22 protein-coding genes are annotated in these 24012 nt (G+C 65.2%); 8 read left to right on the top strand and 14 right to left on the bottom strand.

The features are described 5' to 3' along the window. Nucleotides 1–125: 125 nt before the first annotated feature. The 6 genes from ycaC to PVZ80_RS13370 form a co-directional block, all read right to left on the bottom strand. Entirely contained in the window at nt 126–752 is a 627-nt protein-coding gene (gene ycaC, locus PVZ80_RS13395) for an isochorismate family cysteine hydrolase YcaC (RefSeq protein WP_028682128.1), read from the bottom strand. A 68-nt stretch (nt 753–820) separates the two neighbouring features. Continuing rightward, nucleotides 821–2659, bottom strand: coding sequence for an amidohydrolase (locus PVZ80_RS13390; protein WP_009049582.1), 1839 nt, complete (start codon nt 2657–2659; stop codon nt 821–823). A gap of 118 nt (nt 2660–2777) precedes the next feature. Further along, complete coding sequence (locus PVZ80_RS13385) at nt 2778–3407, bottom strand: antibiotic biosynthesis monooxygenase (RefSeq protein WP_016703070.1); 630 nt, start codon at nt 3405–3407, stop codon at nt 2778–2780. Then, nucleotides 3400–3816, bottom strand: coding sequence for a DoxX family protein (locus tag PVZ80_RS13380; protein ID WP_009049584.1), 417 nt, complete (start codon nt 3814–3816; stop codon nt 3400–3402). Before PVZ80_RS13380 ends, PVZ80_RS13385 begins: the two co-directional genes overlap by 8 nt. A gap of 127 nt (nt 3817–3943) precedes the next feature. After that, nucleotides 3944–4867, bottom strand: coding sequence for a LysR family transcriptional regulator (locus tag PVZ80_RS13375; protein ID WP_009049585.1), 924 nt, complete (start codon nt 4865–4867; stop codon nt 3944–3946). Between the two features lie 35 nt (nt 4868–4902). Further along, nucleotides 4903–5892, bottom strand: a complete 990-nt coding sequence (locus tag PVZ80_RS13370; protein ID WP_016703073.1) for an MBL fold metallo-hydrolase — start codon at nt 5890–5892, stop codon at nt 4903–4905. A gap of 277 nt (nt 5893–6169) precedes the next feature. Here PVZ80_RS13370 and PVZ80_RS13365 point away from each other — a divergent pair, with 277 nt between their 5' ends. After that, nucleotides 6170–6595: a helix-turn-helix domain-containing protein gene (locus tag PVZ80_RS13365; RefSeq protein ID WP_009049587.1), complete on the top strand. Its 426-nt coding sequence runs from the start codon at nt 6170–6172 to the stop codon at nt 6593–6595. Between the two features lie 95 nt (nt 6596–6690). On the opposite strand, the gene PVZ80_RS13360 is transcribed toward PVZ80_RS13365, so the two are convergent. Together PVZ80_RS13360 and PVZ80_RS13355 are read right to left on the bottom strand one after the other, a co-directional pair. Next, nucleotides 6691–7515: an alpha/beta fold hydrolase gene (locus PVZ80_RS13360; RefSeq protein ID WP_101282744.1), complete on the bottom strand. Its 825-nt coding sequence runs from the start codon at nt 7513–7515 to the stop codon at nt 6691–6693. 30 nt (nt 7516–7545) lie between these two features. After that, nucleotides 7546–8121 carry a flavodoxin family protein gene (locus PVZ80_RS13355; protein WP_101282745.1) on the bottom strand — a complete coding sequence of 192 codons (576 nt, stop codon included), beginning with the start codon at nt 8119–8121 and terminating at the stop codon, nt 7546–7548. Nucleotides 8122–8508: 387 nt separating this feature from the next. On the opposite strand from PVZ80_RS13355, the gene PVZ80_RS13350 reads away from it, so the two are divergent. Beyond that, entirely contained in the window at nt 8509–11325 is a 2817-nt protein-coding gene (locus PVZ80_RS13350; protein WP_273864037.1) for an ATP-binding protein, read from the top strand. Here PVZ80_RS13350 and PVZ80_RS13345 read toward each other — a convergent pair. Both PVZ80_RS13345 and PVZ80_RS13340 read right to left on the bottom strand, forming a co-directional pair. Next, nucleotides 11272–12768, bottom strand: coding sequence for an ATP-binding protein (locus PVZ80_RS13345; RefSeq protein ID WP_273864036.1), 1497 nt, complete (start codon nt 12766–12768; stop codon nt 11272–11274). The genes PVZ80_RS13350 and PVZ80_RS13345 overlap by 54 nt on opposite strands. Before the next feature lie 153 nt (nt 12769–12921). Next, nucleotides 12922–13872 carry a GlxA family transcriptional regulator gene (locus PVZ80_RS13340; protein ID WP_009049592.1) on the bottom strand — a complete coding sequence of 317 codons (951 nt, stop codon included), beginning with the start codon at nt 13870–13872 and terminating at the stop codon, nt 12922–12924. 222 nt (nt 13873–14094) lie between these two features. Between PVZ80_RS13340 and PVZ80_RS13335 the strand changes: the two genes are divergently transcribed. The 5 genes from PVZ80_RS13335 (at nt 14095) to PVZ80_RS13315 (ending at nt 19212) form a co-directional block, all read left to right on the top strand. Continuing rightward, nucleotides 14095–14817 carry a pirin family protein gene (locus tag PVZ80_RS13335; protein WP_009049593.1) on the top strand — a complete coding sequence of 241 codons (723 nt, stop codon included), beginning with the start codon at nt 14095–14097 and terminating at the stop codon, nt 14815–14817. A gap of 189 nt (nt 14818–15006) precedes the next feature. Beyond that, nucleotides 15007–16209, top strand: a complete 1203-nt coding sequence (locus PVZ80_RS13330) for a YbfB/YjiJ family MFS transporter (RefSeq protein ID WP_273864035.1) — start codon at nt 15007–15009, stop codon at nt 16207–16209. A gap of 171 nt (nt 16210–16380) precedes the next feature. Further along, nucleotides 16381–17325, top strand: coding sequence for a chromate resistance protein ChrB domain-containing protein (locus PVZ80_RS13325; protein WP_273864034.1), 945 nt, complete (start codon nt 16381–16383; stop codon nt 17323–17325). Next, the gene (gene chrA, locus PVZ80_RS13320) at nt 17318–18676 is read left to right on the top strand and encodes a chromate efflux transporter (RefSeq protein WP_124340390.1); all 1359 of its coding nucleotides are present in this window, start codon (nt 17318–17320) and stop codon (nt 18674–18676) included. Before PVZ80_RS13325 ends, chrA begins: the two co-directional genes overlap by 8 nt. Nucleotides 18677–18759: 83 nt before the next feature. Then, the gene (locus tag PVZ80_RS13315; protein ID WP_124355166.1) at nt 18760–19212 is read left to right on the top strand and encodes a chromate resistance protein ChrB domain-containing protein; all 453 of its coding nucleotides are present in this window, start codon (nt 18760–18762) and stop codon (nt 19210–19212) included. Nucleotides 19213–19259: 47 nt separating this feature from the next. On the opposite strand, the gene PVZ80_RS13310 is transcribed toward PVZ80_RS13315, so the two are convergent. Beyond that, nucleotides 19260–19391, bottom strand: coding sequence for a YHYH domain-containing protein (locus tag PVZ80_RS13310; RefSeq protein ID WP_124355167.1), 132 nt, complete (start codon nt 19389–19391; stop codon nt 19260–19262). A gap of 287 nt (nt 19392–19678) precedes the next feature. On the opposite strand from PVZ80_RS13310, the gene PVZ80_RS13305 reads away from it, so the two are divergent. Further along, the gene (locus tag PVZ80_RS13305; RefSeq protein WP_124355168.1) at nt 19679–20989 is read left to right on the top strand and encodes an MFS transporter; all 1311 of its coding nucleotides are present in this window, start codon (nt 19679–19681) and stop codon (nt 20987–20989) included. Between the two features lie 75 nt (nt 20990–21064). Here the strand turns inward: PVZ80_RS13305 and PVZ80_RS13300 are convergent, their stop codons facing one another. The 3 genes from PVZ80_RS13300 to PVZ80_RS13290 all read right to left on the bottom strand — a co-directional run bounded on the left by PVZ80_RS13300 (nt 21065) and on the right by PVZ80_RS13290 (nt 23977). Next, nucleotides 21065–21373 carry a metal-sensing transcriptional repressor gene (locus PVZ80_RS13300; protein WP_124338611.1) on the bottom strand — a complete coding sequence of 103 codons (309 nt, stop codon included), beginning with the start codon at nt 21371–21373 and terminating at the stop codon, nt 21065–21067. 243 nt (nt 21374–21616) lie between these two features. Further along, nucleotides 21617–23224, bottom strand: coding sequence for an MFS transporter (locus tag PVZ80_RS13295; protein ID WP_038633390.1), 1608 nt, complete (start codon nt 23222–23224; stop codon nt 21617–21619). 108 nt (nt 23225–23332) lie between these two features. After that, entirely contained in the window at nt 23333–23977 is a 645-nt protein-coding gene (locus PVZ80_RS13290; protein ID WP_016702824.1) for a hydrolase, read from the bottom strand. Nucleotides 23978–24012 lie beyond the last annotated feature (35 nt).

Here is a 24012-nt window from a genome sequence, read left to right as displayed (position 1 = left end):
GTTTTACGACGGCTACGCCGCCGATCGCAGGCTACGCCAGCGGCTACAGGGATCGCGCTGTCCGCGAGGCAAAAAAATGCCCGCACAATGGCGGGCATTTTTTCAGCTCGGCGATAACGCCAGGCTTATTTGGCAGTGAATGCCGAGTAGCTGTTCATCAGGTTGCGGTAGTTCGGGATACGCTGCGACAGCAGGTTGGCCAGGCCTTCCATGTCGTTGCGCCAGTCACGCTGCAGCTCGCATGCCACGGAGAACCAGTTGACCAGTTGCGCGCCGGCGGCGGACATGCGGGCCCAGGCGGCCTGCTGCACCACTTCGTTGAAGGTGCCGGAAGCGTCGGTCACGACGAACACGTCAAAACCTTCTTCCAGTGCGCACAGGGTCGGGAACGCCACGCAGACGTCGGTGACGACGCCGGCGATGATCAGTTGCTTGCGGCCGGTGGCCTTGATCGCCTTGACGAAATCTTCGTTGTCCCAGGCATTGATCTGGCCTGGACGAGCGATGTAGGGCGCGTCCGGGAACATCTGTTTCAGCTCGGGTACCAGTGGGCCGTTCGGGCCGGATTCGAAGCTGGTGGTGAGGATGGTCGGCAGCTTGAAGAACTTGGCGCAGTCGGCCAGGGCCAGCACGTTGTTCTTGAACTCGTTGGGCGAGAAATCCTGGACCAGCGAGATCAGGCCGGTCTGGTGGTCGACCAGCAGGACAACGGCGTCATTAATATCCAGACGTTTGTAGGGTACGTTGCTCATGTGAAACTCCTAGGTGGGTGGATGTCGCTATAAGCGCCGGCCGCTGCGGCCGGCACTGTTGTGGATCGTCAGAAGGCAAAGCACGAGCAGCCGAAGGCGCCCCAGAAGCCTTGGAAGTCACTGACCGGCACATTCGACAGGCGCGCCCGCTCGTGGCTGTGGGAGTGCACCGCGCACGGGCCGCTGCACTGGTGCACCTGGGCCACCAGCGGCGAGGTCGGACGCCAGTGCCCCGGCACCTTGACCACCGGCGACCAGTCCGGCAGCACCGGCACCATCGGCGGCGAAAGCTTGGAGAAGTCGCCGGCGGCGTACACCACCTTGCCGTCGACCACGGTCAGCACCGACTCGATCCACTTGATGGCCTCTTCCTCGACACTGAAGAAGTCCGCGGACAGGGCCGCCAGGTCCGCCAGCTGGCCGACCTTGATCTGGCCCTTCTTGCCCTGCTCCGAGGAGAACCAGGCGCTGCCGTGGGTGAACAGTTCCAGCGCGGTCTGCCGCGGCAGGCCTTCGGCGTGCAGCTCCATACCGCCCACGGTCTTGCCGCTGACCATCCAGTACAGCGAGGTCCAGGGGTTGTAGCTGGAGACGCGGGTGGCATCGGTACCGGCGCCCACCGGCACGCCTTCGGCCAGCATGCGCTTGATCGGCGGGGTCTGTTCGGCGGCCTTGGCGCCGTAGCGGTCGACGAAGTATTCGCCCTGGAACGCCATGCGGTCCTGGATCGCGATGCCGCCACCGAGGGCGCGAACCCGCTCGATGTTTTTCGGCGTGATGGTTTCGGCGTGGTCGAAGAACCACGGCAGGCCGTTGAATGGGATGTCGCGGTTGACCTTCTCGAACACGTCGAGCATGCGCGAGATCGACTCGTCGTAGGTCGCGTGCAGACGGAACGGCCAGCGCTGTTCCACCAGATGCCGCACCACCGGCTCCAGTTCCTGCTCCATGGTCTGCGGCAGGTCCGGACGCGGTTCGAGGAAGTCCTCGAAGTCGGCGGCGGAGAACACCAGCATTTCCCCGGCGCCGTTGTGGCGCAGGAAGTCGTCGCCCTGGTGCAGCTTGACGCTGCCGGTCCAGTTCTTGAAGTCGGTGAGTTCTTCCTTGGGCTTCTGGGTGAACAGGTTGTAGGCGATGCGCACCGTCAACTGCTGCTCCCGGGCCAGTTGCTCGATCACCGCGTAGTCGTCCGGATAGTTCTGGAAACCGCCGCCGGCATCGATGGCGCTGGTCAGGCCCAGGCGATTGAGTTCGCGCATGAACTGACGGGTCGAGTTGACCTGGTATTCCAGCGGCAGCTTCGGCCCCTTGGCCAGGGTCGAATAGAGGATCATTGCGTTGGGCCGCGCCACCAGCATGCCGGTGGGTTCGCCGTTGCTGTCGCGGACGATCTCGCCGCCCGGCGGGTTCGGCGTGTTGCGGGTGTAGCCGGCAACGCGCAGGGCCGCGCGGTTGAGCAAGGCGCGGTCGTACAGGTGCAGGACGAACACCGGAGTGTCCGGCGCCGCCTGGTTGAGTTCTTCCAGGGTCGGCATGCGCTTTTCGGCGAACTGGAATTCGTTCCAGCCGCCCACCACCCGCACCCACTGCGGGGTCGGCGTGCGGTCGGCCTGGTCCTTGAGCATGCGCAGGGCGTCGGCCAGCGACGGCACGCCTTCCCAGCGCAGTTCCAGGTTGTAGTTCAGGCCGCCACGGATCAAGTGCAGGTGCGAGTCGTTGAGGCCGGGGATCACCGTGCGGCCCTTGAGGTCGATGACCTGGGTGGCGCTGCCGCGCAAGGCCATGGCCTCGGCATCGGTGCCCACCGCGACGAAGCGCCCCTGGCTGATGGCGACCGCACTGGCGCGGGGTTTCTCACGGTCGACGGTGTGGAATTGACCATTGAACAGAATCAGATCGGCGTTCATCGGATGTCCTTCTGAATGGGAAGAGGCAAGGGACAGGCGCGGCCAGAAAGCCGCCGCGGCGCTGAGCAAGGATCCGGCCGCGAGCAAGTGGCGGCGCAGAGGATCGGTCGGGTCGTCGTTATTGGCCATGGCCGGGCTCCAGGTGTCGGTCGGTGACAGTGGCTTGCAACCAGGGGGCGAACAGCCGGGTCGCCAGGGGCATGAACAGGTAGACCACCGAGAGCACGATGGTCAGGGTGATCAGGAAAGTGGCGACCACGTAATTGCCAAGCCAGGCATTCAGTTGCAGCACAGGCCCCCAGATCAGCGGCACCAGCAGGGTGTGCGGCAGAATGACCAGCATAGTCAACAACGCCTGTTTCCACCGTGGCGGTGGCGAGGCGGCATCGGTCTGGGTGGAAAACCAGAATTCATGGACCGGGTGGACTTCGGTCTGGTCGCCGTCGGCCAGCATCGGCGCGGCTTCGTCGACCAGCGCCCGGCGTTGCGGGGAGTCGAGCCAGCGCTGCATCGCCTCGGTGGAGCAAAAGCGCAGCACGCAGGTGAACAGGTCGAGGCCGCCGCTCTTGCCGCGAATCACGTCCACGCCCAGATGCCCTTCGTACTGCCCGGCAACCCCGACAATGCGCCGCAACCAGGCTTCATAAGGCGCTTCCAGGCCAGCCTTGACCCGGTGCTTGACGATCAGCGTCACGACCTCATCGGAGTCCGGCCGCGCGCTGGCCTCGAGGCGATTGGAATCAGACATAACGCAAGGCTCCGGCGAAACGATCATTGAGGGCCAGCCGTCCCGGGCCGGCGATAAGAATGCTGCTGAACAGGATCAACAGCAGCCAGGCGAACTGGCCTTCGGCCAGGCTCCACTGCGGGTGCACCACCAGCAATGCCACCAGCAGCACCGCGAGGATCGGCAGGCAGGCCAGGCGCACCGCCACCCCGGCGACGATCAGCAACGGGCACAGCACCTCGGCGAAGATCGCCAGCATCAGCGTCAGGTTGGCGCCCAGCTGGAACGGGTCTTCGATGCGTTGCAGCTCCGCGCTGTAGTCGAGCAGTTTCGGCAGGCCGTGCACCCACAGCAGAAACAGCCCGGCGCTGACTCGCAAAAACAGCAGCCCGAGGTCCCGGGCTCGTTCATCCCAAGGTGAAGCGTTCATTGGCGCACCCACACAATTTGAAAAATCCCCGGCGTCGACGCCGAGAGTGAATGGTGCCGCTGCGCGGGCGGGAAAAATTGAACATATGTGCTCTCTTCGCCCCAGGGCCCGACACGACCGCCCGCATCTAGGCAGAGTGGATCTTCAAGGGCTCGGACATGAACTGGGCGATCCGCGAACGCAACCAGCGTTCGGCCGGATCGTTGTCGTGCACCCCGCTCCAGGCCATGGACAACTGCGCCGCCTCGATGGCGAACGGCGGGTCCTCGGCGCGCAAGGCGCAGCCTTCGACCAGGGCACAAGCCGCGTAGTCGGGCACGGTGGCGATCATCTCGGTGCCGGCGAGCAAGGCCCGCAAACCGCTGAACTGCGGCACACCTAACACCACGCGGCGGCTGCGCCCGACCTTGGCCAGGTCGAGGTCGATATTGCCGCTCAGGTCGCCGGAGAACGACACCATGGCGTGGGGCCGCCGGCAGTATTCATCGAGGGTCAAGGGCTCGGGGCGGTTGTCGCCGCGCAGCACCTTGCAGCCGATGTCCCGCAGCTTCTTGCGCTTGGCATTGGCCGGCAACTCGGTGGTGTAGCTGACCCCGACCGAGATCTCCCCCGAGGCCAGCAAGGCCGGCATCAACAGGTAGTTGGCCCGGCGCACCACCACGACTATGCCCGGGGCCTCCTCGCGCAACTGGCTCAACAACGGCGGGAACAGGCCGAACTCGGCATCGTCCGAGAGGCCGATGCGGAACAGGTCGCAGCTGGTCGCCGGATCGAATTCCTTGGCCCGGCTGACCGCGCCCGAGATCGCATCCATCGCCGGTTGCAGCTCCTTGAGGATCACCAGCGCCCGGGCCGTCGGCTCCATCCCGCGGCCGTTGCGCAACAGCAGCGGATCGTCGAACAGGTCGCGCAGGCGGCCGAGCGCGGCGCTCACCGCGGGCTGGCCCATGAACAGTTTTTCCGCGACCCGGGTCAGGTTCTTTTCGAACATCAGGGCCTCGAAAATCACCAGCAGGTTCATGTCGATGCGGCGCAGATCGTTACGGTTCATAGCGGCAGTCCCCTTGTGTGTTCAGCCAGCGCACGTCACTCGATCATCGGCACCTTGGCCGCCCGCTGGTAAGGCCCGTACTCGGCCGGCACCCACTGGAAATGCCCATCCACCGCGGCGATATGGCCCACGCCCGGGAACGGCAGGTGCGCCGCGGTCACCCAGGTCTTGTTGCTGGCCGCCTCGCTGAAGACCTTGGCCCGGGCCTTGATCGCCTGCTGGTTGTCGACGTCGAAACGGATCGACACTTCCGGATGCTCGAACTGCACCGCCAGGTTATGCACCAGGTCGCCCATGAACAGGATGCTCTGGCCCTGGGAAGTGAAGCGGTAGGTGGTACTGCCCGGGGTATGCCCGGCCTCCAGCTGGGCCTCGACGCCCGGCACCGGCGACTGGCCGCTGGCGAAGGTCTTGAAGCGTCCGGCGGCGCGATACGGGGCCGTGGAGTCCTGGGCGATCTTGAAGAACTCCCGGGCACCGGCGGGCGCCTTGGCTAGCGCCTGCGGATCGAGCCAGTAGTCGGCTTCGGCCTGGGCGGCGTAGACCGTGGCGTTGGCGAACAGCGGTTGTTGCTTGCCATCCACCAGCCCGCACACGTGGTCCAGGTGCAGGTGGGTGAGCAGGATGGCGTCGACCTGCTCCGGGCGATAACCGGCGGCCTGCATGTTCGCCGTGAGCATGCCGGCGGTGGCGCCGATGCACTGGCCGGCACCGGTGTCCACCAGGATCAGTTGCTTGCCGGTGTTGACCAAAAAGGCGTTGAAGGCGGTCTGTACCCCCGGGGTCTCGATCGAGCGGCGGGCCAGCAAGGCGCGGATCTGGCCCTGGGTCATGCCCTGGAGCAGCTTCGGCGACAGGTCGTTGTAGCCATCGAACAGCGCCGTCACTTCGTAGTCGCCCACCGCCAGGCGGTAGTAACCGGGTACCTGGGTGCCCTGGACCGGCGCCTGCGCCTGGGCGCCAAGCGATGTCAGGGCCAATGCCAGGGCTGCTCCGCGCAGCGTGCACAGCAGAGAATGCGTCATGCCTTCACCTTTTTGATCGAGTCAGAAAAACGGCCACTCCCGAGCCAGCCGTACAAGGTCGATCATGCACCGGCCGCGCGCCGCAAAAATTGCAGCCATGTGCTCAGTTGCGGCCACTGCCCACCTGCGGGTTAACGGAATTAACAACGTTTAACTCGCAAGCCCCCGCCACGCCACCAAGAATGAAGCCCTCTGCGCAGACCTGTTTTCTAAATCGGGAAGCGCCCGGCCCACCCTGCGGTGCGTCGGCGCATGCCCACCGACACGGAATTTCGTCATGGCCCACGCTCAGCACAACGCCGTCAGGGCGCCCGCCCCACAAAGCCGAAAAACCACCCCCGGTGGCCTTTCTCCCTGGCGCGAAAGCCTGGTCAAGCAAATGATCCTCGACGGCCTGAGCAGCACCCTGGAAGTCACCGAACTCGCCCGGGCCTGCGCCCTGTCCCGCAGCCATTTCTCCCGCGCCTTCAAGTGCAGCACCGGCCTGTCGCCCCAGGAATGGATCCGCTGCCAGCGCATCGCCCGGGCCAAGCAACTGATCCAGGACACCGACCTGACCCTGACGCAGATCAGCCTGGAATGCGGCTTCTGCGACCAGGCGCACTTCTGCCACATCTTCACCCACAGCGAAGGTATCAACCCGTTCGCCTGGCGGTGCCGGGTCCTGCGCGCCCGCCCTTGCCTCAACCAGGCAAGCGCATAAGGCCGCGACACGCTTGAGATCCGGCAATAAAAAACGCCGAGAGGCAAAAACCTCCCGGCGTTTTTTTATGGATCAGGCGCAGGTCGCCGGGCGACTCAGGCCTCGATGAACGCCAGCAGGTCGGCGTTGAGCTGATCCTTGTGGGTGTCGGTCAGGCCATGGGGCGCGCCTGGGTAGACCAGCAGCTTCGCGTCCTTGACCAGCTTGGCCGAGGCAATGCCGGCGGCTTCGATCGGCACGATCTGGTCGGCGTCGCCGTGCACCACCAGGGTCGGTACGTCGAACTTCTTCAGGTCTTCGGTGAAGTCGGTTTCGGAGAAGGCCTTGATGCAGTCATAGGTGTTCTTGTGGCCCGCCATCATGCCCTGCATCCAGAACCAGTCGATCATGCCCTGGGACGGCTTGGCGCCAGGCTGGTTGAAACCGAAGAACGGCCCGCTGGCGACGTCCTTGTACAGCTGCGAACGGTCGGCCAGCGACGCTTCGCGCAGGCCGTCGAAGACTTCGATCGGCAGGCCGCCAGGGTTGGCCGCGGTCCTGAGCATCAGCGGCGGCACTGCGGAAATCAGCCCGGCCTTGGCGACCCGCGCCGTGCCGTGGCGACCGATGTAGCGCGCCACTTCGCCACCGCCGGTGGAGAAGCCGAACAGCACCGCGTTTTGCAGGTCCAGGCGTTCGATCAACTGCGCCAGGTCGTCGGCGTAGGTGTCCATCTCGTTGCCCGACCAGGGTTGGCTGGAGCGGCCATGCCCACGGCGGTCATGGGCGATGACCCGGTAGCCCTTGGACGCCAGGAAGATCATCTGCGCCTCCCAGCTGTCGCTGTTCAGCGGCCAGCCGTGGCTGAAGACGACGGGTTGGCCGCTGCCCCAGTCCTTGTAATAGATCTCGGTACCGTCGCGGGTGGTGAATGTACTCATGGCATGTGCTCCTTCAGGGGGTTGGGTGACTCAAATCGATGATTGGGCCAGGCGCTCGGCCAAGCGCGCCACCCGCTGGCCCAGGTGCGCGGCGGTGCGGCGGTCTTCGAGCGGGGGTGCGTGTTCGGGGGACTGTTCGACATTCGACTGGGCCATGGCGCCCAGGGAACTGCCAAGGCGATTCAACTGGCCATCGAAGACCCCGCTGCTGGAGCGCGCCGGCAGCAGGTCGAGGCCGACCCAGATCATCGAGTGCTGGGCCGCGAAGACCGCCATCTGCAACAAGGTGTTGAGCTTGTCGCCACACAGGCAACCGGAATTGGTGAAGCCGGCGGCGAGCTTGTCGCGCCAGGGCTGGGCCAGGTAGAAGGCCGCGGTGGCCTCCATGAAGCCCTTGAACGGCGCCGAGGCGCTGCCCATGTAGGTCGGCGCGCCGAAGATGATGGCGTCGGCCTGGTGCAGGCGCTCCCACTGGTCATGCACCTCCTCGACCGGGATCAGCCGGCAGGCGCTGTTCAGGTGGCTTTCCACCCCCTGGGCCACGGCTTCGGCCATGACCCGGGTATGGCCATAGCCACTGTGATAGACCACCACCACCTTGCTCATTCCGGCATCCTCCAGACGTGTTCATCCCTTTTTTCTTCGCGCGGCACGCACGATCGTCCCTTCGATCGGCGACATGAAGACCTGGAGTTTTGGGCGTAGGGCGGATGCAGGGCGAGTTAAACGTTGTTAATTTTCAGTGGCGCGGGCATCGCCCCTGCCCGCTCGTCGCCAGGACCGCGGCCAATGAATACGGGGCCCATCGCTGGCAAGGAGATTGCTGCGGTCAGCGCACCGGATGCACGCCCGTCCGCGTCGCGTTGCGTTGTCCGGGAAACCTGAGGAACATGCTCGAAAACCGCGAGATAGAAGGTCGTGCCCTTCGTCCGCCCTTCCCGCACAGGTGCCACGGGAAACACTGGAAAAAAGCAAAGCAGCAGGAGTGAGCCGTTGACCCTAGCCCCCGAACAAGCTGTGCATTTCGGCCCCTACCGGATCTACCCCGGGCAACGCCTGATCCTGGAAGCCGAGCGGCCCTTGCGCCTGGGCCGCCGCTCCATGGACATCCTGCTGATCCTCCTGGAACACGCCGGCGAAGTGGTCAGCAAGCAGCAACTGATCGCCCGGGTCTGGCCCAGGAGCGTGGTCGAAGACACCAACCTGCGGGTGCACATGGCGGCGCTGCGCAAGGCCCTGGGCGACGGCCAGGCCGGCCAGCGCTACATCGTCACCGTGGCCCAGCGCGGCTACAGCTTCGTCGCGCCCTTCTCCCTGGAGCCGTTCTCCCCCGAGCGTTTCGAGCAAAGCCCCGCAGGCGCTCCCGCCGAGCCGAGCGGGCATAACCTGCCGGTGCGCCGCACCCGCCTGATCGGCCGCCAGGTGCTGGTGGACAATGTGATGAGGCAACTGGCGCGCCAGCGTTTCATCACCCTGGTCGGCCCCGGCGGCATCGGCAAGACCACCGTGGCCCTGCGGGTCGCCGAACAGCTGATCGGCCAGTACCGCGACGGCATCCGCCTGCTGGACCTGGCGCCGCTCAACGACCCGCAAATGATCACCAGCCACCTGGCGACCCTCCTCGACCTGGCGCTGCACGACGGCGAACCGGTGGCCGGCCTGGCGAGCTTCCTGCGCGAGCGGCAGATGCTGCTGGTGATCGACAACTGCGAGCACCTGCTCGACGCCATTGCGCCGCTCTGCGAAAGCATCCTGCGCGCGGCGCCGCAGGTGCATGTCCTGGCCACCAGCCGCGAGAGCCTGCGGGCCGAGGGCGAATTCGTGCAACGCCTGGAATCCCTCGATTGCCCACCGCCCATCGCGGTGCTGGACCGCGCCCAGGCCCTGACTTTTTCGGCCCTGCAGTTGTTCGTCGAACGGGCGATGGCCAGCCACGACAGTTTCGAACTGAGCCACGCCGAACTGCCCCTGGCGATCGATATCTGCCGGCGCCTGGACGGCATTCCCCTGGCCATCGAACTGGCCGCCGCCCAGGTCGGCAACCTGGGGCTCGCCGGCTTGCTCAGCCAGTTGCAAGGCAGTTTTCGCCTGCTGCCCCAGGGCGGCCAGATCACCCCGGGCCGTCATCAGACCCTGCGCGCCACCCTGGACTGGAGCTTCGAGCTGCTCAGCGCCTGCGAGCAGGCCTGCCTGCGCCGGCTGGGCATCTTCCGGGGCGGCTTCACCCTGCAATCGGCCGCGGCGGTGATCGTCGGCGAGCACATCGAAGCCCGCGTGGTCTTTACCTCGATCACCCAACTGGTGGCCAAGTCCCTGCTGAACGTGGAGGTCGGCGACGAGGAAGTGTTCTATCGCCTGCTGGACACCACCCGCAGCTATGCCCTGGAAAAACTCGAGCAGGCCGCCGAGCTGCCGGCTACCCGCAGGCGACACGCCGAACGTTGCCTGGCCCTGATGCACCAGGCCCAGGACGATTGGGAACAGACCCCCTCGACGCTCTGGGTCGAGCGGCACGCCCGCAGCCTGGAAGACATCCGCGCGGCGCTCGACTGGGGCCTGAATGCCCAGGGCCCGCAACAGCTGGCGATCCGCCTGACCGCGGTCTCCGCGCCGCTGTGGCAGGAGCTGTCGCTGCTCAAGGAACATGGCGCCCATGTGCGCAAGGCCCTGACCCTGCTGCACGCGACAGACCAGCCCTGCCCGCGCCTGACCCAGGCCCTCAAGCTGGCGCTCGGCAGCGCCTGCTACCACACCCAGGGCAGCAGCGCCGAAGCCATCGAGGCCTTCGTCGCCGCCAGGACCCTGGCCGAAGGCAGCGACGATGTGGCCGCCCAGCTCAAGGCGGTGTCCGGGCACATGGCGGTCAACCTCAGTTGCGGCCACTACCAACTGGCCCTGGAGCAAAGCCGGCAGTTCGACCACCTGGCGCTGCGCGACGCCGGCGCCAACGCAATGTCCCTCAGCACCCAGCGCCTGCAGGTGCTGGCCCTGCACTTTGCCGGCGACCAACCGCAGGCCCGGGACAAGGCCGAGCAAGTCATCCAGCTGATGGCCCAGAGCGGTAACCTGAGCCGCTTCACCCGCGGCTTTGGCGTGCAGTACGACCAGAGCGTCGCCGCCCTGACGATCCTGGCGCGGATCCTCTGGTTGCAGGGCCATCCGGAAAAAGCCTGGCGCACCGCGCGCCAGGCCCTGGAGATCGCCTTGCAGATCAACCACGGCACGTCCATCTGCTACACCCTGGCGCTGGCCGGCTGCCTGATCGCCCACTACAACGGCGACACCGCGACCGCCCGCGAACTCCTGCGCCTGCTGCTGGAGCAGGCACAGAAGCATTCGGTGCTGCTGTTCTACACCTGGGGCCGGCACTATGCGCAGGTCATCGAAGGTGCGCCGCAGTTCTCGCCGCCGCAATCCGGCGTCGGGCTGATCGGCGAAATCATGGTGACCCTGGACGGCGCTTTCATCGATAACGCCTTGCTGCAACGGGCCGAAAGCGGCACCGCGGGCTGGAGCACGGCGGAGATCCTGCGCGCCAGGGCCGAGGCGCTGCTGACCGACAATGCGCCTGGCACCGCCGAAGCGGTGCTGCACCAGGCGTTGGCAGTGGCCAGGGCCCAGGGCGCGCTGACCTGGGAATTGCGCAGCGCCACCTCGCTGGCCCGGCTCTGGCAGCGCCAGGGCCAGGCCCGGCGCGCCCATGAGCTGCTCGCACCACTCTACGCCCGGTTCACCGAAGGTTTCGCCACGCCGGACCTAACCCGCGTCCGTGAATTGCTCGATGAGCTGCAACGAGACCTTCCTGACTGACAGCCAGCGGGTCTTGCCGATGGCGTGGGCATGCCGCCGTTCGAACACCCGCAACTGCCCGCTGTGTTCGAGCTTTTCCAGCGCGTAGGCGCGGGTGGTGTTGAGAAAGCGGTAACGCGTCGTGCCCTGGCCCTGCTCCAGCGCCAGCAGCGATTTGCGCGCCAGCTGCGCCATGACCTCGGCCACGCACTCGGGCCGCAGCACCGCGCAGCTGATGACGTCGGTGGCGGCCCGCACGGTGAAGGCCGTGTCGAACACCGCCAGGCGCTGCAGCAGGGTCTGCTCCAGCCGGCTCAGGCGTTGATAGCTCCAGTCCAGGGCGGACTTGAGCGTCTGATGCCGCGCCACGGCCGTGCGCCGGCCCTGGGTCAGCAGTTGAAAGCAGTTGTCCAGCTGCGCTTGCAGCCCCACCAGCGCCAGCGCGTCGATCTGCGCCGCCGCCAGTTCGATGGCCAATGGCAAGCCATCGAGCCGTCGGCAGATTTCGCGCACCGCTGCCAGGTCCTGTTCCCGCAAGGCAAAGTCTTGCTGGCGGGCCCGGGCGCGGCTGACGAACAGTTGCACCGCCGAATGGTTCATGACCTCGGCCACGCAGTGCAACGCCGAAGCCGGCGGCACCGACAGGGCCGCCAGGCCATGCACGGTCTCCCCCGCAGCCTGTAGCGGTTCGCGGCTGGTGGCCAGGATCGACAGCCGTGGCGCCGAGGCCAGCAACTGCTCGACCACGGCCCGGCAGCGTTCGAGCAGGTGCTCGCAATTGTCCAGCACCAGCAAGGCATGCCGGGTTGCCAGCGCCTCCAGGCCGGCGTCCAGCTCGAGGCTGTGCCTCATGTGCTCGACCAGTTGCGCCGGGTCGTCGATGGCCGCCAGGTCGATGAACCACACGCCATCGCAGTAGTGCTGCAACAGCAGCTCGGCGACCCGCAGCGCGACCGTGGTCTTGCCGATCCCCGCCGGACCGACCAGGGTCATGAAGCGGCGCACCGGCAACTGCCGGACCAGGCTGCCGACCAGCGGGTCGCGGCCGGTGACCGGGGTCAGCCGTGCCGGCAGGTTGTGTTGGGGTTTGTGCAGGCTGGCCAGCGCGACCGGCTCTTCTTGCGCCTCGCGCAGCACCGGGGCGATGAAGCAATAACCGCGCTGCGGAATATTGACGATGTAGCCTTGCCCGTCCGGGCCTTCGCCAAGGGCGCGTCGCAGGGCGGCGATGTGCACGCGCAGGTTGATGTCCTCGACCACCGAGTTCGGCCAGACGCAGGCGATCAGTTCGTCCTTGCCCACCACCTGGCCGGCGCGCTCGACCAGCACCCGCAGGATGTCCAGGGCACGCCCGCCCATGCGCAACGGCCGATCGCCGTCCAGGACCAGCCGCTGCCGCAGGTGGAAGGCGTAGGGGCCGAACCGCAGCACCGCATCACTGTTCAAGTCTCTGACGCTGTTCATGCGCATCCACGTGCTGGAAACCCGGCCTGGCGCCAGGCTCCCGCACCTCCATTACCAAGAATTCCCCAGTATCTTGGCAGGCAGCGATGACGGTACAACCGCCCTGGAGGGAGCGTCACGGCCATCGCGGTGCGCCAGACGGACAAGCCGGCACTAGCTGAACTGTTCGCGGTACTGGGTGGGGGTCAGGCCGAGCTTTTCACTGAACAGAAAGCGCATGTGGCGCACGCTGCCGAAGCCGCTTTTGTAGGCCACGGTCTTGAGCGGCAGGTCGCTGGTCTCCAGCAGGTTCCGCGCGCGGTCGATGCGTGCGCTTTGCAGGAACTCCATCGGCGTCATGTTCACTTCCCGGGCGAACACCCGGGCGAAATGGCGCGTGCTCATGTTCGCCAGGCTGGCCATGCGCTCGATGCTGAAGGCTTCGTCCAGGCGTTCGAGCACATGGTTCTGCACCCGGGTCACCGGCGTTTCCTGCGGCGCCACCGTGGCCATCAACGGGCTGAACTGCGCCTGCCCGCCCTGGCGCTTCATCACCACCAGCAACACCTTGGCCACGTCCTGGGCGACTTTCTTGCCATGGTCGCGGGCGACCACCGCCAATGCCAGGTCGATGCCGGCGGTGACCCCGCCCGAGGTGATCAGGTTGCGGTCCTCGACGAAGATCTGGTCGGTCTCCACTGTTGCCTTGGGGAAGGCCCGGATCAGGCGCTCCGTGTAGTGCCAGTGGGTCGTCACCCGAAACCCGTCGAGCAACCCGGCATGCCCGAGGATGAAGGCCCCGGTGCAGATCGAGCCATAAACGGCCGAGCGGCGCACGGCTCCCGCCAGCCAGTCGAGCAAGGGTGGATGCTTTTCGTTGTAGGCCCCCGGCCCCCCGGGCACCAGCAGCAGGTCATAGTTGTCGCGCGCCTGGTCGATATGCATGTCGGCCTGGACGCTGACGCCGTTGGAAGCGCGCAACGGGCCGTGCTCGGTGCCGATCGTCGAGAGCTGGTAATGGTCCTTCGGCTCCAGATAACGATTGGCGATGGAAAACACCTCCATGGGCCCGGCCATGTCGAGCAGGAGAAAGTCTGGAAACAGCACCATTGCCACGGTTTTCATGGGTAAAGATCACTGATATCAAAGGGTTAAAAGCCTAACGCCGACCCTGCAGATTATGCCCGGACGGCGCGCGATCGTCGGACAAGAATACGTGATTCAGCGCACAAAATTGTCAACCCGAAAGGGACAGTCTTTCAGTTTCCATCTACTTATTGCATCACAGGGTAAACATTAGCCTTCTCCTCAACCGGACGAATTCCCGTCCCGACAGGAGATTCCCTCATGCTGACCCTTCGCAAAGCCTCTGATCGCGGCGCCGCCAACCACGGTTGGTTGAAGTCGTTCCACACCTTTTCCTTCGCCAACTACCGCAACCCGCGGGAGCAGGGTTTTTCCGACCTGCTGGTGATCAACGACGACCGGGTCGCCGCCGGCAAGGGCTTCGGCCAGCACCCGCACCGGGACATGGAGATTTTCTCCTATGTGCTCGAAGGCGCCCTGGAACACAAGGACACCCTGGGCACCGGTTCGGTGATCCGCCCTGGCGACGTGCAACTGATGAGCGCTGGCAGCGGCGTGGCGCACAGCGAGTACAACCACTCGGCCACCCAGCCTGTGCACTTCCTGCAGATCTGGATAGTGCCGGATGTCAGCGGCGCCAGGCCGCGTTACCAGCAAGAGCATTTCAGCCCGCAGCAAAAACGCGGTCGCCTGCAACTGATCATCTCCCCCGAGGGCGCCGACGGTTCGCTGCAGGTGCGCCAGGATGCGCGGGTCTATGCCGGGCTGATCGATGGCCAGGAAAGCGCCACCCTGAAGCTCGACGCCGACCGCTACGCCTATGTGCATGTGGCCCGCGGCTCGGTCGAGCTCAATGGCCTGCTCTTGCAGGAAGGCGATGGCGTGCGGGTCCGCAAGGAACAGGCACTGACCTTGAGCAACGGCGCGGATGCCGAAGTGCTGGTGTTCGATCTGCGGGCGCAGGAACTGCCCGAGATGCCTTGACCGGCACTGGCCTGGGGGTTTGCGCCCCCGGGCCTGACTGGCAAACAGCCAGGGCCCCGCAAGCGTTTGAGGCGATATCGGCGAGGCATATCCGCTATCGATGCCGATGATTTCCGCCGCACAGGCGCCGCCTTGCAGAATCCACCCCAGCCCATCCCTTTCCACCGCTCACCCATCAAGGACGCCCCCATGTCAGCGCCTACCACCGCGACACTCCCCATGCGCAATGCAGTCTGGCTGCATATTTTCGCCGGCCTGTGCGCCAGCCTGGTCAGTATCGGGCTGGCGCGCTTTGCCTATACCCCGCTGATCCCGCAACTGATCCAGGCCCACTGGTTCGTGCAGGCCGACGTGGTCTACCTCGGCGCCGCCAACCTTGCCGGCTACCTGATCGGCGCGCTGATCGGCCATCCCCTGGGCAAGCGCCTGAGCAATCCGCGGGTGCTGCGGCTGATGCTGGTGGTCGCCACCCTGTCGTTCTTCGCCTGTGCCTGGGCCCTGTCCTTCAGCTGGTTCTTCGTCTGGCGCCTGCTCTCGGGGATCGCCGGCGGCGCCATCATGGTGCTGGTGGCGTCCACTGTGCTGCCCCACGTACCGCCAGCGCGCCGAGGCGCGGCCAGCGGCGCGATCTTCCTCGGCATCGGCCTGGGCATCGCCGGCTCCGGCACCCTGGTGCCGGCCCTGCTGGAATGGGGCCTGCGCGACACCTGGCTAGGCCTGGGGCTGGTGGCCGCGGTGCTGACCGCCGCCAGCTGGTTCTGCTGGCCGCAGAGCCAGCCCGAGCCCGCTGTCGCGGTGAAGGCCAGCGAGCCGGCCGCCCCTGAGGATTCGGCGTCCGGCCGTGGCCTGCGCCTGTTGTTCGCCCAGTACGCCTTGATGGCCACCGGGCTGGTGCCGGCCATGGTGTTCCTGGTGGACTACGTGGCCCGCGGCCTCGATGCCGGCACCCATGTGGCGGCGCTGGTGTGGGTGATGTATGGCGTCGGCGCGATCTTTGGGCCGATGGTCTACGGCATGCTCGCCGACCACCTCGGGGCCCGCCGCAGCATCCGCTGGGTGCTGATCGTGCAGGCGCTGGCGGTGGGCGCGTTGAGCATCACCAGCCAGCCGTGGCTGCTGTGCGGGCTGGCGGTACTGATCGGCTCGTTCCCACCCGGCATCGTGCCTTTGGCCCTGGCCCGGGTCCACGAACTGAAGCAACACACCCATGCCCAACAGGTCGCCTGGAGCCGCGCGACCGTGGCCTTCGCCAGCTTCCAGGCGTTGGCCGGGGCCGCCTACTCGCTGATCTTCAATGCCAGCGGCGGCCATCATCAGCAGTTGTTCGTGATCGCCAGCCTGGCGTTGCTGCTGGCCATCGCGCTGGATCTCGCCGCCCGCCGGCTGCGCTAACGCAGATCGCCCACCGCTGCGGCGGTGGGCGAGCGTTATCAACACCCATCATTGGGCCCCCGGATTTGATCGCCAGGCCTCGTTATTCACGACAAGCCTGTGAAATCCCTTTCCAAGGCCTTCGCGCAAGAATAATGTAGCGACATCTACAACTTTTAGATCTGTCACTACATGAGTAACTGGCTAGCGCTGATCCTCGGATTGCCGACCGCGAACGCAACAGCGCGCATGCGCGCCTGGCGGGCCCTGAAAGCCTCCGGGGCCGCGGTGTTGCGCGACGGTGCCTACCTGTTGCCGAACACCGCCGCCTGCCGCGAAACGCTGGCCGCGGTTGAGCGGGACATCCTGGCCATCAATGGCACCGCCTTTGTCCTGCCCGTGGTGGACCCCAACGGCGAACGCTTTATCGGGTTGTTCGACCGCAACGAGGACTACAGCAGACTGCGCAGCGAAATCGAGGAGTGCCGGGGGCAATTGACGGCGCAGAATGCCCTGGCCAGCACCCGGCAGATTCGCAAGCTGCGCAAAGCCTACGATCAGCTGGCCAGCATCGATTTTTTCCCCGGCCAGCCGAAGCAGCACACCGACGCCGCCTTGCAGGAGCTGGAGACGGCGGTCAGCCGGGCCTTGTCGACGGATGAGCCGTATAGCCGCGACCTGCCCATCACCCTGCTCAGCCCGGGCGACTATCAGGGCCGTGTCTGGGCGACCCGCAAGCGCCCCTGGGTCGACCGCCTGGCGAGTGCCTGGCTGATCCGCCGCTTCATCGACCCCAAGGCGCGGATCCTCTGGCTGGACCAGCCCCGGGACTGCCCGGCCGACGCCCTGGGTTTCGACTTCGATGACGCAGCGTTCAGCCATGTCGGCAACCGCGTGACCTTCGAAACCCTGCAAGCCAGTTTTGCCCTTCGGCAACCCGGCCTGGATCGTCTCGCGGCCCTGGTGCACTACCTCGATATCGGCGGCATCCAGCCCGCGGAGGCTGCCGGCATCGAGCGGGTACTGGCCGGACTGCGCGAAACCATCAGCCATGACGACCAGTTGCTGGCCGCTGCCAGCGCCATCTTCGACGGCCTGCTCGCCGAGTTCGTGAAAGAGGAGCAACCCCATGAGTAAGGTTTCCGAGTCGGCGCTGGAAACGGATCCGCCGAGGCCCGGGCCGGTCGGTTTGCTTGAAGCCTTCTGGTTCTGGCTCAAGCTCGGCTTCATCAGCTTTGGCGGGCCCGCGGGGCAGATTTCGATCATGCACCAGGAACTGGTAGAACGCCGGCGCTGGATCTCCGAGCGACGCTTCCTGCACGCGCTCAACTATTGCATGTTGCTGCCCGGGCCCGAGGCCCAGCAGTTGGCGACCTACATTGGCTGGCTGATGCATCGGACCTGGGGCGGCGTGATTGCCGGCGCGCTGTTCGTATTGCCCTCGCTGTTCATCCTGATCGCCTTGTCCTGGCTGTACATCGCCTTCGGCGAAGTCCCGGTGGTGGCCGGGCTGTTCTATGGCATCAAGCCCGCGGTGACGGCGATAGTCATACAGGCGGCGCACCGGATCGGCTCGCGGGCCCTGAAGAATTCTTGGCTGTGGGCGATAGCCGCGGCGTCATTCACCGCAATCTTTGCCTTCAATGTGCCGTTTCCGTTGATCGTGCTGGGGGCCGCCCTGATCGGTTACCTCGGCGGTCACCTGGTACCCGAGAAGTTCAAGGTCGGCGGGCACGGCGCGACTAAAAAGTCCTTCGGCCCGGCCTTGATCGATGACGACACCCCTGCCCCTGCACATGCCCGCTTCAGTTGGCTGAAACTCGCGCTGCTGGCATTCATCGGCGCCCTGTTGTGGGCCTTGCCGATGGGCGCCCTGACCGCGCTGTTCGGCTGGCAAGGCACCTTGACCCAGATGGGCTGGTTCTTCACCAAGGCCGCGCTGCTGACCTTCGGCGGTGCCTATGCCGTGCTGCCGTATGTCTATCAGGGCGCGGTGGGTCACTACGGCTGGCTGACCCCGACGCAGATGATCGACGGCCTGGCCCTGGGGGAAACCACCCCCGGGCCGCTGATCATGGTGGTGGCCTTCGTCGGTTTCGTCGGGGCTTATGTCTCCCAGGTGTTTGGCGCCGACCAGGTGTTCCTGGCCGGTGCGGTCGCGGCGGCACTGGTCACCTGGTTCACCTTCCTGCCTTCGTTCCTGTTCATCCTCGCCGGCGGCCCGCTGGTGGAGTCGACCCACAACGAGCTCAAGTTCACCGCGCCGCTCACCGGGATCACCGCCGCGGTGGTCGGGGTGATCCTCAACCTGGCGTGCTTCTTCGGCTACCACGTGCTGTGGCCGAACGGCTTCAGCGGCGCCCTCGACTGGCCCTCGGCGCTGATCGCCCTGGCCGCGGCGGTTGCCCTGTTCCGCTTCAAGCGCGGCGTGATCCAGGTGCTGATGGCCTGTGCACTGGCGGGCCTGGCCGTGCACCTGCTGCGCTAGGGCGAATGAACTGATTGACGATCTCTGGCGGGCACCGGGCCTGCCGGCTCACCCAGCCTACCGAGTTAGGCAGGAGGTGTTCCATGAAGTGGATTACCCGCGAACGACCCAAGATCGACCGCATCGCCTGTCCCTGGTTGATCACCCGCTTCATCGATCCTCAGGCGGAGTTTTTATACGTGCCCAGCGCCGATGTGCTGCGGCTCGCCGCGGAGAAAGACGCGGCGCCCTATGACATTCCCGGTGTTGAACTGAGCCACGAGGGCGAACTGTGCAGCTTCGATGCGTTCCTGAAGAAGTACCGACTCAGCGAGCCGGCCTTGCGGCATCTGGCCAGGATCGTGCGCGGGGCCGATACCTCGCGTCTGGACCTGACCCCGCAATCGGCGGGGCTGTACGCGATTTCACTGGGCCTGTCGCAGCGCTATAGCGATGACCATGAAATGCTCGCCCACGGCCTGGTCCTGTACGACGCGCTCTACGCCTGGTGCAAGGATTGCCAGGGCGAATCCCATAACTGGCCTCCACAAATGTGAGGAGGCCAGTTCGTCACGAAGCCCAGCCTGACGCTGGGCTTTGGTTTTTAGTGGCAGTGGTAATCGTTGGTCTTGTGGTTGCGATGACAACCTTTTGCATCAGTGCCACCGCTATGGGCGAAGGCAGCGATGGAAGTCATCGAAAGTACAGCGGCGATCAGAATGGCAGACAGTTTCATCAGGGCTTGCTCCATGCTCATGTTGTTATAGGCGTGAGATCTCTCACGCCCCACAAAGTATGGCCAATTGCCTTCACCGCACAAGCCACTCTCTCACCCATTTCCCGACATTCGACGAAAGGCTGCGCGCCTCTTTGTTGAGCTGCCACTGCCTCTGGTTTAGGATACGCCCCACATCCTCCCCGGGGGGATATGGGAAAGCTGAATACAAGGAACTCATCGCTCTCTGCATTCGAGAAACGCTTGATAGCACAGATGATTAAACGCCTCGCCCTGGGAGATTTCCCATGCTGAAAATCCTCGCCAACCCAACCTACCGTCACCTGTTCCTGGCCCAGGTGATCGCGCTGGTAGGTACCGGCCTTGCAACCGTCGCCTTGGGCTTGCTGGCCTTCGACCTTGCAGGCGCCCAGGCAGGTGCGGTCCTGGGCACGGCGTTGGCGATCAAAATGACTGCCTATATCGGCGTTGCGCCGATTGCAGCTGCTTTTGCAGAACGCCTCCCTCGGCGCGCGATGCTGGTTTCGCTGGATCTGGTGCGAGCGCTGGTCGCCCTTGCTTTGCCGTTCGTGACAGAGGTCTGGCAAATCTACGTATTGATTTTCGTCTTGCAGTCGGCCTCGGCTGCGTTCACCCCAACATTCCAGGCGACCATTCCGGACATCCTGCCGGATGAGGACGATTACACCCAGGCGTTGTCTCTATCGCGCCTGGCCTACGATCTTGAGAGCGTCGCCAGTCCGATGCTCGCCGCCGCGTTGCTGACCGTGGTCAGCTTCCACAGTCTGTTCGCCGGCACTGTCATTGGTTTTCTCGCTTCGGCGGCCCTGGTCTCGACAGTGTTGCTGCCGAAGGCGAAGCAGACGCCACGCCGCAGTATTTACGAGCGAACCACCCGTGGCTTGCGCATTTTCCTGGCGACGCCTCGCTTGCGCGGGCTGTTGGCGCTGAACCTGACGGTAGCGGCGGCCAGTGCCATGGTCATCGTCAATACAGTGGTGCTGGTCCAATCGCGCTTCGCTTTGCCCCAGCGCTCTACTGCATTGGCGCTGGCTGCGTTCGGCGGTGGCTCCATGATTGCAGCCCTGGTGTTGCCTCGTTTGTTGAAAGACATCAAGGACCGCACAGCCATGCTGTTTGGCGGAGCAATATTGGTCGCAGGATTGGCCATTGGCATCAACCTGACCACCTACAACTTCCTGCTACCACTGTGGATGATGCTTGGCGTGGGCTATTCCCTGGCACAGACCCCAAGCGGCAGGCTATTACGTCGCTCGGCACACGCCGAAGACCGCCCGGCGCTGTTTGCCGCCCAGTTTGCTCTGTCCCATGCCTGCTGGCTGATGACCTACCCATTGGCTGGGTGGCTGGGTGCCGATATCAGCCTCACCGCGTCGTTTGCCGGGCTCGCCGTGGTGGCCGGTAGCGCATGGGCGATCAGCATCCTGATCTGGCGCCCTGTACATGATCAGGAGTCGATCAGACACACCCATGAAAATCTTCCGGCCGATCACGCTCACCTAGACGGCCAGAATGGTCTGGATCACGAGCATCCGTACGTGATCGATGACCAGCATCGCCGATGGCCCCATCGCTGAGCTTGAGTTTCGGAGCATGGCTCAGATCGGATGGCCAGGTCCGAGCACCATCCTGTTGCAGCCGTTCAGCCAGGCCTAGAGATACTTGGTTATTTGCTTGAAGGCTTCCAGTGGTGCGCGCTCGCCATTGCTCAATGATGAATTGTTCAATGATGAAACGGTGTCCTCCAGGCAGTGATCGATGTGATCCTGGATCAACGTGCGCTTGGCCTGGCATACCGCTTTTTCCACCGCATGCAGTTGCTGGGCGATATCCACGCACTCACGACCTTCCTCGATCATGCCGATGATGCTGCGCAGATGGCCGTCCGCCCGCTTGAGGCGCTTGATGATCGCTTCATGGCTTTGGTGGATATGGGGATGGTGGTGTTCGTGCTCACTCATGACTGGAGCCTCGGGCCTCAATGAATCACGCCGGCATCCTATCCCCCCAGGGGGATAGGGTCAAACCCATGGCAGCCAGCCGAAACACGCTCACCATGTCCAGCAGGACAGTGCCAATGACAAGGTATTCGCGCCAGCCCTCGCCATGTTCATGGCGACATGGGCACTCGCACGAGTGATGCCATAAAAAGAGGCCGCGAAATGCGGCCTCTGCTTCAAACACTGCTGACGACAAGCAGCCCTTCAGCCCTGCCCCTTGAGGAAATGGCGGATGCGGATCTTCACCCCGTCGCTCTGGAAGCGGCGGGCGGCCGCCTCGATCTTCAGTTCGGCGCGGGTCACCCGCTCGTGGTGACGCAGGTGGCCGACCCAGGATTCGTCGAAGAAAATCTCGCACCACAGGCGCGGGTTTTCGCTGTCCTGCAACAGGCACCAGGAAAACGAACCGTTGCGCTGGCGCATGCGTCGCACCGGGTTCATCGCCTGCTGGAAGGCCTGGGCGTGTTCGGGGGCGATGTCGTATTCCAGGCGGATCATCACCGGGCCGCGTTCCAGGTCCTGGTCGGCGCTGAGCAGCGGTTGCGGCCAGTGCAGCGACGGCGCCAGGTCTTCGGCGCTGCGCTGGGGCAAGCCGACCCGCCAGGTCAGCCCGACCCCGGCCAGCAGCACCGCGGCCGCCGCGCTCAGGGCAAGGCTCATGGACAACAGGCTGGCCACCCAGCCCCAGAGCAAGCCGCCCAGGGCCATGCTGCCGAAGAACATCAGGATATACACCGCCAGCGCTCGCGCCCGCACCCAGGCCGGCACCGAGGTCTGGGCCGCCACCTGGAAACTCGACAGTACGGCGATCCAGGCGCCGCCGCTGATCAGCATCACCGGGATCAACAGATAGAAGTCGCGCAGCCAGGCCAGGGCGAACAGCACCAGGGCGTAGATCACGCTGGCCAGCGCCACCAGGCGATCCACCGCCAGGTGCTGGCGCAGCCGCGGCAACAGCATCGCCCCCAGCACCGCGCCGAGGCCGACGCTGCCGAGCAACACGCCGAACTGGGTCGCGCTGCCCTGCAACTCGCCGCGCACGATCAACGGCAGCAAGGACATGCCGGCGCTGGCGCCGAAGAAGAACGCCAGGGTGCGAATCAGCACCCGTTGCAACGGATGGGAACTGCGGGCGTAGCGCCAGCCCACGCGGATCGCACTGAACAGCCGCTCCGCCGGCAGCACCGCGACCTTCGGCTCGCGCCGCCAGCAGGCGAGCACGGCGATCACCGCAAAGAACGACAGCGCATTCACCGCAAAGGTCGCCCAGGGCCCGGCCAGGCTCACCAGGACCCCGGCGATGGCTGGACCCACGGCACGCGCCACGTTGGTCCCGACGCTGCTCAAGGCGATGGCCGCGGGCAATTCGCCGGCGGGCACCAGTTCCGGGGTCAGGGCCGACCAGGCCGGCATCATCAGCGCCGTGCCGATGCCCATGGCCAGGGTCAACAGCAGCAACAGAGGCACCGTCATCAGGCCACTGAGGGTCAGGAACGCCAGGAGCATGGCGACACTGGCCATCCAGCCCTGCACCAGCAGCAGATAGCGGCGCTTGTCGACGATATCGGCCAGCGCTCCCGCCGGCAGCGCGAGGAAAAACATCGGCGCGGCGGCGGCCACCTGCACCAGCGCCACCGTCATCGGGCTGGCCGACAACGAAGTCATCAACCAGCCGGCGCCCACCTCGTGCATCCAGGTGCCGATGTTCGAGGCGATGCTGGCCAGCCACAGCCCGCGAAACAGGCCATGCTTGAGCGGGCTCCAGGGCGAAAGGGAGGCCGCGCTACGGGAGGAATCGAGGGTCTGTTTCATGACGGTCCTTGAGTCGTGGGAACGGTGTGCAGTCCGGGCGTTTTCATCGCCAACGACCACCGGCCGACGCAAGCGGGTTGCGTCGACCGGTTATCGTTGGCGGCAGGCTTACTTGACCTGACGCTGCGGCGCCTTGTGCACCATGGTGTAGGCATAGTCCACGCCCATGCCGTAGGCGCCGCTATGCTCGCGCACCAGGTCCATCACCGCGTCGTAGGTTTCCTTGTGCGCCCAGTCGCGCTGGAATTCGAGCAGCACTTGCTGCCAGGTCACCGGCACCGCGCCGGCCTGGATCATGCGCTGCACCGACATGTCATGGGCTTCCTGGGTAGTGCCACCGGAAGCGTCGGTGACGATGTACACCTCATAACCTTCGGCCAGGGCTTCCAGGGCCGGGAAGTTCAGGCAGACCTCGGTCCACAGCGCGGCCATGATCAGTTTCTTGCGTCCGGTGGCCTTGACCGCTTCCACCAGTTTCTTGTCTTCCCAGGAGTTCATCGAGGTGCGCTCGATCGGCTGGTGATCCGGGAACACGCTGAGCAGTTCCGGCCAGATGTAGCCGCTGAAGCTTTCGGTTTCCACCGAGGTGAAGATGGTCGGCACGTTGAAGATCTTCGCCGCCTTGGCCAGGCCCACGGTGTTGTTCTTCAGGGTCTGGCGGTCGATCGACTGCACGCCGAAGGACATCTGTGGCTGGTGGTCGATCAGGATCAGGGCGGAGTTGCTTGGGTTGAGCAGTTCACGGATAGACATGGCGCGTTCCTTTTGATGTCGATAGCTAAGTGGGT

Origin of the sequence: Pseudomonas sp. B3G-3, assembly GCF_028640915.1 — a bacterium.
Classification (GTDB): domain Bacteria; phylum Pseudomonadota; class Gammaproteobacteria; order Pseudomonadales; family Pseudomonadaceae; genus Aquipseudomonas; species Aquipseudomonas chlororaphis_I.
Note: the sequence above shows the minus strand (reverse complement) of the source record. Positions and strands in the feature narration are given on the sequence as shown.

What these genes read in the sequence shown, in the direction of transcription:
- PVZ80_RS13375 (WP_009049585.1), bottom strand. Translation starts at nt 4,867, where the DNA reads ATGAACCGTAACGATCTGCGCCGCATCGACATGAACCTGCTGGTGATT.
- PVZ80_RS13310 (WP_124355167.1), bottom strand. Translation starts at nt 19,391, where the DNA reads ATGAAACTGTCTGCCATTCTGATCGCCGCTGTACTTTCGATGACTTCC.
- PVZ80_RS13300 (WP_124338611.1), bottom strand. Translation starts at nt 21,373, where the DNA reads ATGAGTGAGCACGAACACCACCATCCCCATATCCACCAAAGCCATGAA.
- PVZ80_RS13390 (WP_009049582.1), bottom strand. Translation starts at nt 2,659, where the DNA reads ATGAACGCCGATCTGATTCTGTTCAATGGTCAATTCCACACCGTCGAC.
- PVZ80_RS13360 (WP_101282744.1), bottom strand. Translation starts at nt 7,515, where the DNA reads ATGAGTACATTCACCACCCGCGACGGTACCGAGATCTATTACAAGGAC.
- PVZ80_RS13295 (WP_038633390.1), bottom strand. Translation starts at nt 23,224, where the DNA reads ATGAAACAGACCCTCGATTCCTCCCGTAGCGCGGCCTCCCTTTCGCCC.
- PVZ80_RS13380 (WP_009049584.1), bottom strand. Translation starts at nt 3,816, where the DNA reads ATGAACGCTTCACCTTGGGATGAACGAGCCCGGGACCTCGGGCTGCTG.
- PVZ80_RS13365 (WP_009049587.1), top strand. Translation starts at nt 6,170, where the DNA reads ATGGCCCACGCTCAGCACAACGCCGTCAGGGCGCCCGCCCCACAAAGC.
- PVZ80_RS13335 (WP_009049593.1), top strand. Translation starts at nt 14,095, where the DNA reads ATGCTGACCCTTCGCAAAGCCTCTGATCGCGGCGCCGCCAACCACGGT.
- PVZ80_RS13385 (WP_016703070.1), bottom strand. Translation starts at nt 3,407, where the DNA reads ATGTCTGATTCCAATCGCCTCGAGGCCAGCGCGCGGCCGGACTCCGAT.
- PVZ80_RS13290 (WP_016702824.1), bottom strand. Translation starts at nt 23,977, where the DNA reads ATGTCTATCCGTGAACTGCTCAACCCAAGCAACTCCGCCCTGATCCTG.
- ycaC (WP_028682128.1), bottom strand. Translation starts at nt 752, where the DNA reads ATGAGCAACGTACCCTACAAACGTCTGGATATTAATGACGCCGTTGTC.
- chrA (WP_124340390.1), top strand. Translation starts at nt 17,318, where the DNA reads ATGAGTAAGGTTTCCGAGTCGGCGCTGGAAACGGATCCGCCGAGGCCC.
- PVZ80_RS13345 (WP_273864036.1), bottom strand. Translation starts at nt 12,768, where the DNA reads ATGAACAGCGTCAGAGACTTGAACAGTGATGCGGTGCTGCGGTTCGGC.
- PVZ80_RS13305 (WP_124355168.1), top strand. Translation starts at nt 19,679, where the DNA reads ATGCTGAAAATCCTCGCCAACCCAACCTACCGTCACCTGTTCCTGGCC.
- PVZ80_RS13330 (WP_273864035.1), top strand. Translation starts at nt 15,007, where the DNA reads ATGTCAGCGCCTACCACCGCGACACTCCCCATGCGCAATGCAGTCTGG.
- PVZ80_RS13340 (WP_009049592.1), bottom strand. Translation starts at nt 13,872, where the DNA reads ATGAAAACCGTGGCAATGGTGCTGTTTCCAGACTTTCTCCTGCTCGAC.
- PVZ80_RS13325 (WP_273864034.1), top strand. Translation starts at nt 16,381, where the DNA reads ATGAGTAACTGGCTAGCGCTGATCCTCGGATTGCCGACCGCGAACGCA.
- PVZ80_RS13370 (WP_016703073.1), bottom strand. Translation starts at nt 5,892, where the DNA reads ATGACGCATTCTCTGCTGTGCACGCTGCGCGGAGCAGCCCTGGCATTG.
- PVZ80_RS13315 (WP_124355166.1), top strand. Translation starts at nt 18,760, where the DNA reads ATGAAGTGGATTACCCGCGAACGACCCAAGATCGACCGCATCGCCTGT.
- PVZ80_RS13355 (WP_101282745.1), bottom strand. Translation starts at nt 8,121, where the DNA reads ATGAGCAAGGTGGTGGTGGTCTATCACAGTGGCTATGGCCATACCCGG.